This is a genomic window from Streptomyces sp. NPDC053513, assembly GCF_044544765.1.
In the GTDB taxonomy this organism is placed as follows: Bacteria; Actinomycetota; Actinomycetes; order Streptomycetales; family Streptomycetaceae; genus Streptomyces; species Streptomyces litmocidini.
The window spans coordinates 17,553-29,377 of the sequence record NZ_JBITXP010000031.1 but is presented as its reverse complement, the minus strand read 5'-3'; the positions used below and the strand labels follow the sequence as shown (position 1 = coordinate 29,377).

The 11,825-nt window shown below is 70.1% G+C and carries 13 protein-coding genes; 8 read left to right on the top strand and 5 right to left on the bottom strand.

Features of this window, described 5'->3' with window-relative positions; genetic code table 11:
• Positions 1-92: 92 nt before the first annotated feature.
• The gene (locus ACIGW4_RS33505) at positions 93-701 is read right to left on the bottom strand and encodes a hypothetical protein (protein ID WP_399585060.1); all 609 of its coding nucleotides are present in this window, start codon (positions 699-701) and stop codon (positions 93-95) included.
• Between the two features lie 572 nt (positions 702-1,273).
• Positions 1,274-1,768: a hypothetical protein gene (locus ACIGW4_RS33500; protein WP_399585058.1), complete on the bottom strand. Its 495-nt coding sequence runs from the start codon at positions 1,766-1,768 to the stop codon at positions 1,274-1,276.
• A 57-nt stretch (positions 1,769-1,825) separates the two neighbouring features.
• Here ACIGW4_RS33500 and ACIGW4_RS33495 point away from each other — a divergent pair, with 57 nt between their 5' ends.
• The 4 genes from ACIGW4_RS33495 (at position 1,826) to ACIGW4_RS33480 (ending at position 5,458) form a co-directional block, all read left to right on the top strand.
• A complete protein-coding gene (locus ACIGW4_RS33495) occupies positions 1,826-2,629 on the top strand; it encodes a helix-turn-helix domain-containing protein (RefSeq protein WP_399585056.1) in 804 nt (267 codons plus the stop codon).
• On the top strand, positions 2,616-3,719 hold the full coding sequence (locus tag ACIGW4_RS33490) for a tyrosine-type recombinase/integrase (RefSeq protein WP_399585053.1): 1,104 nt from the start codon (positions 2,616-2,618) through the stop codon (positions 3,717-3,719). Before ACIGW4_RS33495 ends, ACIGW4_RS33490 begins: the two co-directional genes overlap by 14 nt.
• 47 nt (positions 3,720-3,766) lie before the next feature.
• On the top strand, positions 3,767-4,255 hold the full coding sequence (locus tag ACIGW4_RS33485; RefSeq protein ID WP_399585051.1) for a hypothetical protein: 489 nt from the start codon (positions 3,767-3,769) through the stop codon (positions 4,253-4,255).
• Between the two features lie 213 nt (positions 4,256-4,468).
• The gene (locus tag ACIGW4_RS33480) at positions 4,469-5,458 is read left to right on the top strand and encodes a competence protein CoiA family protein (protein WP_399585049.1); all 990 of its coding nucleotides are present in this window, start codon (positions 4,469-4,471) and stop codon (positions 5,456-5,458) included.
• Between the two features lie 136 nt (positions 5,459-5,594).
• On the opposite strand, the gene ACIGW4_RS33475 is transcribed toward ACIGW4_RS33480, so the two are convergent.
• Positions 5,595-5,783 carry a hypothetical protein gene (locus tag ACIGW4_RS33475; RefSeq protein WP_399585046.1) on the bottom strand — a complete coding sequence of 63 codons (189 nt, stop codon included), beginning with the start codon at positions 5,781-5,783 and terminating at the stop codon, positions 5,595-5,597.
• Between the two features lie 129 nt (positions 5,784-5,912).
• Positions 5,913-6,320, bottom strand: a complete 408-nt coding sequence (locus ACIGW4_RS33470) for an SSI family serine proteinase inhibitor (RefSeq protein ID WP_399585043.1) — start codon at positions 6,318-6,320, stop codon at positions 5,913-5,915.
• A 122-nt stretch (positions 6,321-6,442) separates the two neighbouring features.
• Here ACIGW4_RS33470 and ACIGW4_RS33465 point away from each other — a divergent pair, with 122 nt between their 5' ends.
• Both ACIGW4_RS33465 and ACIGW4_RS33460 read left to right on the top strand, forming a co-directional pair.
• Positions 6,443-6,694: a hypothetical protein gene (locus tag ACIGW4_RS33465; RefSeq protein ID WP_359588940.1), complete on the top strand. Its 252-nt coding sequence runs from the start codon at positions 6,443-6,445 to the stop codon at positions 6,692-6,694.
• Complete coding sequence (locus ACIGW4_RS33460) at positions 6,691-7,068, top strand: hypothetical protein (RefSeq protein WP_399585041.1); 378 nt, start codon at positions 6,691-6,693, stop codon at positions 7,066-7,068. The genes ACIGW4_RS33465 and ACIGW4_RS33460 overlap by 4 nt, the downstream gene beginning before the upstream one ends.
• Before the next feature lie 382 nt (positions 7,069-7,450).
• On the opposite strand, the gene ACIGW4_RS33455 is transcribed toward ACIGW4_RS33460, so the two are convergent.
• Positions 7,451-8,059 carry a TetR/AcrR family transcriptional regulator gene (locus ACIGW4_RS33455; protein WP_399585040.1) on the bottom strand — a complete coding sequence of 203 codons (609 nt, stop codon included), beginning with the start codon at positions 8,057-8,059 and terminating at the stop codon, positions 7,451-7,453.
• Between the two features lie 49 nt (positions 8,060-8,108).
• Between ACIGW4_RS33455 and ACIGW4_RS33450 the strand changes: the two genes are divergently transcribed.
• Complete coding sequence (locus ACIGW4_RS33450) at positions 8,109-9,497, top strand: flavin monoamine oxidase family protein (protein WP_399585038.1); 1,389 nt, start codon at positions 8,109-8,111, stop codon at positions 9,495-9,497.
• Between the two features lie 27 nt (positions 9,498-9,524).
• Complete coding sequence (locus ACIGW4_RS33445; protein WP_399585035.1) at positions 9,525-11,234, top strand: aldehyde dehydrogenase family protein; 1,710 nt, start codon at positions 9,525-9,527, stop codon at positions 11,232-11,234.
• Positions 11,235-11,825: the final 591 nt, after the last annotated feature.

Here is an 11,825-nt window from a genome sequence, read left to right as displayed (position 1 = left end):
GTAGTTATGAGCGATCCGCAGGAGCATGGGCTTCTCGGAGCGTTCGAGTACCAGACCGTGACATCCGGGTGCAGCCGGGCCCCACGGAGGCCTCAACGTAGATCGGTGCGCGGTCCGGTGCGAGTGGTGGCGGTCACGTGGGCGCAGGGCGCCATCCACTCGTGGAGCGCGAACCGCTGGTACACGTTCGGTCCGACGACCGTGCCGTACTCCCCGATGACTGCCCAGTCCAGCGCGTTGTTCCAGCGATGCATCCAGTAGCGGTCCGCGACCCAGTAGGCAGCCTCGGCGACGGACGAGCCGTCGTCGATGACCAGGCTGTCGTCACGGACCCGCCGCAGAGCCTCGGCCAGGTCATCCGTAGTGATCGGCATCCCCTTGCTGGCTGCGACGGCAGCCAGCTCGCCATCAACCGTATCCACCCTGTGCTCCATGGCGTATTCGAGGGTCTCGATCGCGGCCTCCCGACCGGCGGCGAGGTACTTGGCGTACTCCTGACCGCCCCGCTCCGCCCGGTCGGCGACCTCCCCGGCGGTGAACTTGCCGCAGCTGCGGGCAACCAGACCGGCCACCATCGTGGCGGAGTCCTGGGGGGCCTCCTCGGTTTCGGTGGCCAGGCGCCGGCGGGCAGCGGTGTACGAGATGCCTTCGGCGTCGGCGAGCTTGCGGACGTCCTTCTTGAACTGCTTGTCGGTGGTCACGGTCTCTCCCGAGTCCCGGGGATGGCGGCGACCCCATGCATCCCCGCCGCGGGCACTCGGCCACGGACAGGCAGGTGTAAGTGCGTGAGGCGGAGCCCCTTGTCCTCATCGCCGTCCGCGGCGTGGGCGCGACACGACTCGGAGTCGGGCCGACGCAAGGCGGCCGACTTCCACTCTAGGACAGCGAGTGCCCGGTACACGCGCCGACATCGCCTACACCGCGCCCTGTGACGCCCGAGCCATGATGGCCATATCGCCCGCTCGGGAAGCCACTTCGCACGTTGTCACCCCAAGGCTGACAGGTGGGTGATGTCAGCCTTGGGGTGACAACCGCGCGCTTTTCCGAACGCACAGGATAATTACGGTTATCCTGTGCGTATGCTGACGCCGGATCAAAGTGTTCCGCAAACAGGTGAATCACCCGACTTGCCGGAAGTAAAGGTCACATTCTTCTCTGCGTCGGTGTACGGCGCCGTCCGGCGCCTCGACGCACCCGGAGGGCCCATCCGGGGCGCGGGCATGAAGAAACCCCGGCCGTCGACGGCCGGGGTTGGACGAAAGGGCGGTGAAGGTCAGCCGAGAAGCAGGGCCACCACCCCCATGACGCTCAACGCGCCGGTGAGCGCGCCGCCTGCGGCGAAGGCCCGCAGGGCCCGGACCGACTCCGGCGCCGGGGCGGCGGTCCCGACAGGCGCGGGGGCCGGCCCGTTCACGGCATACGCGAAGACGGCGACCCCGATGGCGCACAGCACCCCGAACACCGTCCAGGCGATCCGGACCTGGTCCGGGCTCTGCGCGGGCAGCCCTAGCGTGCCGAAGACGGCTGCGAGGTCGACCGCCCAGGCCGCGACCGCCGCACCCGCCGCCGCCCAGCACCTGCCGTTCGGCATCGCCGCCGTCGCGGCCAGCCGGAAGGTGGCGAAGGCCAGCACCAGGGCGACGACGGCACCGCTCGCCACGAGCGCCGGCTGGAGAGTGGACATGAGGTACGCCTCCCGGTACGAGTCCATGAAGTCGGTGGGCGCGCCGAGGCACGGCGAACCGAGCGGCCACCGCCACCCCGCCACCTGTCCCACATTCTATGGAACAATGAAAAAACTACGCAACGAAGGAGGTCAGAACTGATGGGCCGCCCTGAATCGCCGCTGCCGGATGACGCGCCTGGCCCGGCCCGGGAACTCGCGCAGGCACTCCGCGACTTGAAGGACGCCCAGCGGCTGAGCTACCGCGAGCTGAGCGAGCGGGCGAGCTACAGCCCCGCCTCGCTCTCCCGGGCACTGTCCGGCCGGACCGTCCCCACCTGGGAAGCCGTGGAGGCGTTCCTCCGCGCGTGCCACGTCCCGGAGCCCGAGTTCGCCTCCGTGAACCGCATGTGGGCTGCGGCGTCGAAGGCGACCCGGCGGCCAGCGCTCGCCCCTATGAGCCTCGAAGCCCAAGCCCTCGACCTGATGGTCTCCGGGCGGCTCAAAGAACTGCACGTAGCCGCCGGAGCCCCGACCCTGCGGACGATCTCAGAACGATCCGGCATTCCTATGAGCACTACCCACCGCGCGCTGTCCCCCCACTCGGAGCACGGGACGCCGTCAGCGAATGTGGCTCTGCGGGTCGCCGACTGCCTGCTCGACTTCTTGACCTCTGAGGAGCGCGCTGGGCACTTCATGGACGTGGAGGCCCTCGTCCGGTCTCACCGGGACGAAGAAGGACAACTTCGGACCCGGCCTCGGGAGGGCGGCGTGCGGCGCGCGGTCGCTGCCGCGGCGGCCGCTGAGGAGTCGGCCGCGGCCGCGCTGCGCGAACTTGCCGCCCGGGCCTCCCGGCTTCAGGACCGCATCGCGTCGGGGGAACTCCACGCCGACGGCGAGGTGGTGCGGCTCCTCGCCGACCTCCGCGACCAGGCAGCGACGGGAGCGGCCCGTGAGCGCTCCTGAGGCCGACCACCCTCTCGTCCCCGGCGGCGCGCGAGCCCTGGCCACCGCCCGGCGTGACCCGCGCGACCTGTGGCCCGAGCACGCCCGCCGGCTGTACGAGCACCTCACCGCGTTGTACGGCGAGGACGACGTGCTGCCCACCCTCGCCGCCACCTGGATCGCCCACCAGCGCTCGGACAACACCCGCCGCTCCTACGCCCGCGGGTTCAAGGTCTTCGAGGAGTTCGCCCGCGAGCACGGGACCCACCCGATGGCCGTCAAGTTCGCCCTGGCCGACGCGTTCCGGCTGTGGTTGGAGCAGACGCCGACCTGGGTCCGGGTCAAGGGCGGCCAGCGCGGCGAGATGGTGCGCGCCGGGAAGCCGTACTCAGACGCGTCACGGGCGAACGCCCTGTCGGCAGCCTCCTCCTTCTTCTCATACTGGGACAAGGTCAGTGACGACGGGGTGAAGAACCCCTTCGACGCCGTCCAGCGACCGGTGATCGATCCGGACTACTCGGCGACTCCCGGCTACACCGAGCAGGAGTGGGCGAAGCTGCTGCTCACGGCCCGGGACGCGCACCGCATCGCGGCGTACCGCAAGCGCACCTACGCCATGCTCCTGGTGCTCTACACCTGCTGCCTGCGCATCGACGCCCTGCTCAGCGCCCGTGTGGAGGACCTCGGGTACGACAAGGGGCACCGGGTGCTGCTGCTGGAGAAGGTGAAGGGCGGCGGCCGGGTGAAGAAGCCGATCCCGCCAGCCGCGTGGGACGCGCTCCAGGACTACCTCGACGGCCGAGAGACCGGCTGGCTGTTCTGCACAGCCAGCGGCGGCCAGCTCGACGAACCCGCCGTCTGGCGCACCCTCCAGGCTCTCGCCAAGCGCGCCGACCTGCCGCTGCGCGGCCCGCACGGCGTGAAGGGCGACGCCGTCACCCACGCCCTGGCCAGGCCCGATGCCCGTCCCGACAAGGTGCAGCGGTGGGCGGATCACAAGGACTCCCGCACCACCCAGCGCTATAACGCCCGCAAGGAACTCCTCGACGACAGTCCCGGCTACGGCCTCGCGGCCGACGTCGCTGGCGCGCTGGCGCACGGTGTTGACTGAGTCGGCGGCGACGTCATCGTGTCCAGCAAGGAGCCTAAACTCCCGGCATGAACGCTGAGATATGGGCCTTGGTTGGCGTCGTGGTCGGTGCCGCTGGAGCGCTTGGTGCAGCAGCGATTTCTTCTCGTGCGGCGCAACGCGCACCACTGGACGCACATAGGCGGGACAAACGGAGAGAGGCCTACGCAGCGTTCGTCAGCGCGGCTACGGAGCTTGCAGTCTCCGCCGACCCCAACTCCGCTAACGGCTACCGGGTCAGGGGTGCGAACCCAGACCCGGAGGAGTGGGTGCAAGAACTTAACCGGCTTCGGCGCCTGCTCATGGCCAGGTATGCCCTCATTCAGCTCGAAGGGCCCGAGGAGGTGGAGCGCTCCGGCAGGGAGGTCATGAACGCGGCCATGATCTTGGTCATGGACGCAGATAACGTGACGCTTGCCGACGTTCCCCGGTTCGGGCTGGTAGCTGAAGCAGTGGGCAAGCTGTCTGACGCGACCCAGGCATTCTTGGTGGACTGCCAGAAGACTCTGCGAATCTGAGGCAACCGTGAACAGCGGACCACCGGCCGCCGACATCGTGAAGGGCCTCTGAGCTGCGGAAACTTCCGCAGCTCAGAGGCCCTTCACGATGGATATTGCACTTTATCTGGCGTGATCATCTCTGCCGCTACCGTTTCGATATGACGGCCACCGGGCTGGACGCCCAAGGGCCGCAGCTGCCGGGGCGGCCTTGTTATGAAGGGGAGGGGTGCGGTGCAGGACGACTTACTCGTGGTCGGCTTCGACCTGGAGACCCGGCGGGAGGTGCACATCTCCGAGGGGCCGCCGGAGCTGTGGAAGCGGCTCGGGTACGGCGGCACGGGCCAGCTGGTGTGCTTCTACTGCTTCCACGGCTTCGAGGCCCCGGCGGGCACCCGGGTGCCGCTGGTGACGCGCGGACGGCTGGGCGGGAAGGTCCGCCGGCACTTCGCGCACCCGCCCGGGCAGGCCCCGGACGGCGGCCACGGCCCGGAGACGGTCTGGCACATCACGACCAAGCACACGCTGGCGGCCTGGGCGCGGACGCGGCCCGGGGTCGCCCGGGTGCGGCTGGAGCAGTGGACGGAGGACCGTGACCGGCGGGCCGACGTCGAGGTGCTGCTGGAGGACGGAACGAAGATCGCGCTGGAGGCGCAGCGCAGGCTGATGACCGACGACGGCTGGCGGCAGCGGCACCGCGACTACCTCCGCCAGGGCGTGGTCGACGTCTGGTTCTGGCGGCCGCGGGTGCACTTCCCGCACATCGTGCTCAGCGAGGGCCTGCCGGTGTGGTTCTACTCCGTCTCCAAGCGGGAGGCGGCCACCTCGCTCGGGCGTCCGCACCGGCAGGTGGGGGAGTGGTGGAAGGCGCCGGACCTGTCGGTGTACGGACTCCACCACCCGCCGTGCGCGCTGGACGAGCTCGAACGGGTGACGATGCCGCTCGGCTCGCTGGGCCTGACGGCGCACGGGGCGGTGCTGCCGGAGGACGTGCACAGGCGGCTGCTTGACTCCCAGCAGGAGGTGCACCGGGAGGTACAGCGGCGCCAGGAGGACGCGGCCCGGTACGCGCAGTCCGTCCGGGCCGCCCAGGAGCGGGCTGCCCGGGCGCCTGCCCCCACGCCTCCACCACCCCGGGTGCCAGCCGGGACTCTGGTGTGCGAGGCGTGCCGTCGGCCGCTCGACCCTCTCCTGGCCAAGGCCCGCCGCCACATCCTGTGCTGAGGGCCGGTCAGGCGAGCGGGCCGAAGACCTGGTCGTGGCTGGGGACGTAGTGTTCGTACGCCTCGGTCTACTCGTGCTGCCACCCCGGGCGTCCGGCGTCCCGCTCGGCGTCGGCCAGCACGAGCAGCGTCCTCGCCTACTGCACGGCCGCGGCGCCGACGGCGGGCGAGGGGTTCTGGGCCGCGAGTCGGGCGAACTCATCAAAGTGGGCCAGGAGCAACACCTTGGCGTCGCGGTCGGGGCCGGCCGGATAAAGGTCGGCGAGCACGGCCAGGTACCAGGCCGCTATCTCGCCCGCCTGGCGGGTGAAGTCGTAGGTGGTCACACAGCAGAGCCTGCTACCAACGTTTTTCTGAGTCCACCGCGCCAGCGGGCTTATCCGTCTCGCGGCCGGGGCAGCGTCTGCCGGGGTGTCACGGCTGCCGATGTCTCGACGTGCGGATCGGAGCAGGGGTCAGAAGTCGAAGACGGGGCCGGTGGCAAGCGTGAGCTCGCAGTCGTTGTCGTAGGTGTGCTCCCAGTGGACCTGTCGGCCCTGGTAGGTGCCGTGGGCGGTCACTGTGACCGGGCCGGCGTCGTTCGAGCAGATGGCGGTGTCCTGCCCGGGCAGGCGGGCGAAGTCGCCGTGGGCGGTGTGCAGGTCGGCGCAGGCTTCGCGGGTCCGGGGGTGGTCCTGTCCTGACCGGCCCGGGCAGTCGAGCCAGATGAATCCGACGGCCTCGGTCTCGCCCTGGGTGCGGGCGGCGGTGAGCTGGATGTGCGCGTCGCGGGCGGGGTCGACAGGGGCGGCGGCACTCGCGGCGGGGGTGAGAGCGGAGGCCAGGAGACCGGCCCCGAGTACGGCATTGACGATCTTGTTCATGTGCGGATCAACAGTGCGCTGGCACGGCCGGTCACCTCGTCCGATAGGGGACACGCGGCCTGTTCCTGCCCCGACGGGGCAGGAACAGCGACGCCAGGTTCTACCGGCGGTAGAATCGCGTTATGAGCAAGCCGACGAGTATCAAGACCAGTGAGGAAGTCCGTGACCGGCTGCGACGGCTGGCGGAGGAACGCGGTACGACGATCACCGATCTGATCGCGGAGCTCGCGTCGAAGGAGCTCACCGCGGCCGAGCGGGAGCAGCGCGCCGCCGAGGCCGCGCGCGAGCTCGGGGTGGATTACACCGAGCAGGTCCAGCAGGCCGGTCAGGACGCCTGGGCGAAGATCCGCGCCCATCAGGGCCGGGCCGCGTGAACCTGACGGCGGTTCTCGACCACTCCGCGCTGACCGCGCTGTATCAGGCGGACCCGTTCTTCACGGGGCTGTACATCGAGGCCTCCCGCGGCACCGGCCGCATTCTCGTGCCCTCTCTGGCCGCGCTCGCCGCCGAGCGGCAGGCCCCAGGGGCCGGCAAGCACGCCACCCGGCTTCGCTTCTCCGAAAGCGTCGCGTTCACCGCGGGCCACGCGGTCGACGCCATGGCCTGGCCCAACACGGAATGGCCGGTCGCCCACGCGGCGGCCATCGCCTGGAACGCGGCCCGCGAGGGCGAACCGGTCACCGTCCTGTCGCTGGTCCCCGGCCTGTACGCGGCCACCGGCATCACCCCGCTCGACCCCATGGCGTAGCCGAATACCTAGGCACCCCAGTCAGAAACGATGGCCGGCCGCCCGCGCTCGGGGGTGGGGCCGCGGGCGACCGGGCCTTCGGGCGACCGTCTTGTCGGATGCCATGGGTCGACCGTACGTTGCGGCGTGTAGGGTCTCAGCCTTCTTGGCCGAATCTCAGGACGGTTGGCCACCAGGTGGCCACTTGGCCACACATCTGAGACGCGCACGTCGAGGGCGTCACTGAGCCCACAGCCCGCCGAGTCAACAGCCTGCTCGTCGACTCCAGTCGGCTCGGCCGAGCGACACTCCTGCATATCGGAGCTACGGCTGTCGCCAGCCACGGTGCTTGAGCAGGGATTTCCTGCTATCCGGACCTGGCGTTCGACATCGCCGGCCAGCGTCACGCCAGAGGCGTGCCGCCGTCGGTCACCACTCCGCCGATGAGATCGCGGACGAGTGCGGCGGCCTGGGAGCGGGCCTGCTCCGGCTCGTCCGTCTCCGCCACCGTGAGGGAGAGCTCGGTGAGCGCGCCGTAGAAGGCCCGGGCGACCAGATGGGCCGGGTGGGGCCGCAGGCGGCCGGCGTCCAGCGCGGCGTTCACGACCTCGAGGACCAGGCCGCCGAGGTACCGGTGGTCCAGCTCGCGCCACCGCTGCCAACCCAGTGCCACCGGCCCCTGCTGGAGCACGATGTTCCGGTAGGCGGGCTCGGCGCAGACGTCGAGGAACGCCTCGACACCCCGATAGGCGCGCTCGCGCGGGTCGGGTACGGGAGCGATCACCGACCGGATGCGTTCGGCGGCTTGTCGTTCCAGGTCTTCGAAGACGGCCTCGAAGAGTCCGGGCTTGCCGTCGAAGTGGTGGTAGAGCGCACCCCGGGTCAGCCCGGCGGTGCGCACGAGTTCTTCCGCGGAGATGCTGGCGTAGTCACGTTCTGTGAAGAGCCGCAGCCCCGTGTCCAGCAGGGTGCGGCGCGTGTTCTCGGCGTACTTCTCGCGCAGGGATTCCATACGTCATGGATATCACATACGTTGTGTATGTCAGATGCACTCTGTATGAATGGTGGGCGTGATGGAGAAGTCGCTGGACGCGGACGTGGACGTGGTGATCGTCGGGGCTGGGGTGGCGGGGCTGGTGGCCGCCCGTGACCTTGTCCGGGAGGGAGTCGACGTACTGGTTCTGGAGGCACGCGACCGCGTTGGCGGCCGGCTCCTCAACGGAGAGCTGCCCGGCGGCGCCCCCATCGAGGTGGGTGGCCAGTGGGTCGGGCCCACTCAGCACCAGGCCCTGGAGCTGATCGGGGAACTGGGCCTGAAGACGTACCCCACGTACGGCGAGGGCGAGCACATCGGGGAGTTCGGCGCCACCCGCTCCCTGTACACAGGCCGGATCCCCAAGCTCAACCCGCTCGTCCTGGCCGACATCGGACAGACCCAGTACCGCCTGGACCAGATCGCCCGCCAGGTCGCGGCGACCGACCCGTGGCGGGCGCCCGGGGCCGAGGCACTGGACCGCCAGACCTTCGACACCTGGCTGCGCAGGACCGCGCGCACCAGGGGCGGGCGCGCCTTCTTCCGGTTGGTCACCGAGGCGGTCTTCTCCAACGAGCCCGAGGACATGTCCGCCCTGTGGGCCGCCTTCTACGTCGGCGCCGCCGGCGGCCTCGATCCGCTGATCAACGTCGTCGGCGGGGCTCAGCAGGACCGCGTCGTCGGCGGGACGCAGCGCATCGCGCTCGAACTGGCCAGGGAACTCGGCGACCGGGTCGTCCTGGAAGCGCCCGTCCCCGACATCGACTGGCAGCCCTCGGTGACCTCGGGTGTCCGGGTCACCACGCGCAACGGCCCGACGGTGCACGCCAAGCGTGCCGTGGTCGCCGTCCCGCCGCCGCTCGCCGCCCGCATCCGCTACACCCCCGGCCTCCCTGGAGAGCGCGACCAGCTCATTCAGCGGATGCCGATGGGCCGGGTCATCAAGATCAACGTCGCCTACGACGAACCGTTCTGGCGCCACGCCGGCCTCAGCGGACAGGCCAACAGCACCCACCGCCCCTTCGGCACCGTCCTCGACAACACCCCCCACGACGGCTCGTGCGGCGTGCTCGTCGGTTTCCTCGAAGGACGCCACGCCGACACCGGCTCACGCATGGACCCCGACGAGCGCCGCGCCCAGGTGATCGATGACCTCGTCGGCTACTTCGGCCCCAAGGCCCGCAACCCCATCGCCTACATCGAACGCGACTGGGCGGAGGAGGAGCACAGCCGCGGTTGTTACGGGGCCTTCGCCGTACCCGGCACCCTCACCCGCTTCGGCTCGGCCCTGCGCCGCCCGGTCGGTCCCCTGCACTGGGCCGGCACCGAGACCGCCAGGCGCTGGGCCGGCTACATCGACGGGGCCGCCGAATCCGGCCACCGCGTCGCCGGCGAGATCCTCTCCGAGCTCTCCTGACCCCCGACACCTGAGCGAGGACCCCTCATGACCACCACACCCGCCACCGACCTCGACACCCTCGTCGGGCGACTCACCAGAGGTGAACGCGCCTGGGCCCGTACGAACCTGCACGAACGGCGCCGGCTGCTCCTCGACGTCGCGGCCGCCACGGCGACAGCCGCCGACGCATGGGTTCGCATCGCGGCCGGGATCAAGCAGCTCAACCCCTCCTCCCCGCTCGTCGGAGAGGAATGGATGAGCGGACCGTACGCCCTGCTCACCTACCTCCAGGCCCTCCAGGAGACCCTGCGCCACCTGGACGAGGGAACCGACATCCTCGCCCGCACCCGCATCACCCGGGCCCCGGGCGGCCGCCTCGCCGTCCAGGTCCTGCCCCACGACACCTACGACAAGCTGCTCATGAACGGCTACCACGCCGAGGTCTGGACGACCCCCGGCACCACCGAAGAACAGCTGCGCGCCACGGCCGGCCTCACCCAGCGCACCCCGCGCCAGACCAGAGGAGTCGCCCTCGTCCTCGGTGCCGGAAACATCTTCTCCATCCCGCCCCTGGACGTGCTGTACCAGCTGTACGCCGAGAACCGCACCGCCGTCCTCAAGCTCAACCCCACCACCGACCCGCTCGCCGATGTCTACCGGGCGGTGTTCAAGCCGCTCATCGACCGCGGCCTGGTCGAGATCGTCACCGGCGGGCCCGAGGCCGGAGGAGCGCTCGCGGAGCACCCCGGCATCGCGGCCGTCCACATGACCGGCAGCGCAGCCACCCACGACGCCGTGGTCTGGGGAACCGGCGAGACGGCGAAGAACGCCAAAGCCGCCAGCACCCCCAAGCTGGCCAAGCCCATGACCAGCGAGCTCGGCGGAGTCTCGCCGATCATCGTCCTGCCCGGCGCCTGGTCCGACGCGGACCTGCGCTACCAGGCCGAACACGTCGCCACCATGCGCCTGCACAACAGCGGCTGCAACTGCATCGCCGGCCAGATCCTCATCCTCAGCTCCGACTGGCCCCAGAAGAACATCTTCCTCACCGCGCTGCGCCGGGTCCTCGCCACCGCACCGGCCCGCCCCGCCTGGTACCCCGGCTGCGAAGCCCGCGTCCAGGCCGCACGCGACCTCCACCCCCACGCGGAGAAACCTGGAGGCACCCCGGAACGCACTCTTCTCACCGGCCTGGATCTCACCGACCCCGACGAGACCGCCTTCACGACCGAATACTTCGGACCGGTCCTCGGCATCGCCGAAATCCCCGGCACCGGAACACAGTTCCTCAACGCCGCCGTCACCGCCGCCAACGAACGTCTCCACGGCACCCTCGGCGCCAACCTCATCGCCCACCCCGACACCATCAAAGCCCTCGGCCACCGACTCCGCGGCGCCATCGCCGACCTGCGCTACGGGACCATCGCGGTCAACGCCTGGACCGGCGTCGGCTACGCCACCCCCCGCGCCACCTGGGGCGCCTACCCCGGCCACACCCTCGACGACGTGCAGAGCGGCATCGGCATCGTCCACAACGCCCTCCTTCTGGACCACACCGAACGCACTGTCGTCATCGGCCCCTTCCGCCCCGCGCCCCGCTCCATCCTGAGCGGCGAAGCCTCCCTCGCCCCCAAGCCCCCATGGTTCGTCACCCACACCACCGCCGCCCGCACCAGCCGCCTCCTCACCGAGTTCGCCGCCCACCCCCGCTGGCAGGACCTCCCCGCCCTCTTCGCCGCAGCCCTCCGCGGCTGACCACCGTCCAACAAGAAGGGTGTGTGTCGCTCAGCGCGACGCACACTGCAGAAGAAGTGCCACGTTCGCGAGACGGAGCCGTGTGCCGCCTCTATGAGACAACCTCAAATCCGCTGGCCAGAGGTCCGGCGTATGCCACGAACCGCGAGATCCTAATCCGTAGTTATGAGCGTTCCGCAGACGCAGGGGCTTCTCGGAGCGTTCGAGTACCAGACCGTGACATCCAGGTGCAGCCGGGCCGTGGAGGCCTCAACGTAGATCGGTGCGCGGTCGTGGTGCTCAGGGCGGTGGCGGTCACGCGGGCGCTGGATGGATGTCTTGCGAGACCCAGGCGATCAACGCCTATCTGTAGAACGACGGCGTTCAGCGCCTTCGTGACTGCCATCGCCGTCAACACCTACGACCTTGATCACTCGTTGGTGTGCGTGGTGCGAGCCCGCCGCACGGTGACTTCTTGATACGCCCGAGCCGACTGAGCTCCCGCATAGACCGAGGCCCGTGGGGTGCGCTGGTGCCACGAACGGCTAGTGAGGTGGCGGCCTGACCGCGCTGCGGCCGAGGCCTGGGATTAGGTCGCTGCGTGGCCCGCAT

Bases quoted from the DNA above. Each gene is read 5' to 3' on its own strand.
- ACIGW4_RS33495 (WP_399585056.1), top strand. From the start codon at position 1,826: ATGGGCCGCCCTGAATCGCCGCTGCCGGATGACGCGCCTGGCCCGGCC.
- ACIGW4_RS33485 (WP_399585051.1), top strand. From the start codon at position 3,767: ATGAACGCTGAGATATGGGCCTTGGTTGGCGTCGTGGTCGGTGCCGCT.
- ACIGW4_RS33470 (WP_399585043.1), bottom strand. From the start codon at position 6,320: ATGAACAAGATCGTCAATGCCGTACTCGGGGCCGGTCTCCTGGCCTCC.
- ACIGW4_RS33465 (WP_359588940.1), top strand. From the start codon at position 6,443: ATGAGCAAGCCGACGAGTATCAAGACCAGTGAGGAAGTCCGTGACCGG.
- ACIGW4_RS33455 (WP_399585040.1), bottom strand. From the start codon at position 8,059: ATGGAATCCCTGCGCGAGAAGTACGCCGAGAACACGCGCCGCACCCTG.
- ACIGW4_RS33450 (WP_399585038.1), top strand. From the start codon at position 8,109: ATGGTGGGCGTGATGGAGAAGTCGCTGGACGCGGACGTGGACGTGGTG.
- ACIGW4_RS33445 (WP_399585035.1), top strand. From the start codon at position 9,525: ATGACCACCACACCCGCCACCGACCTCGACACCCTCGTCGGGCGACTC.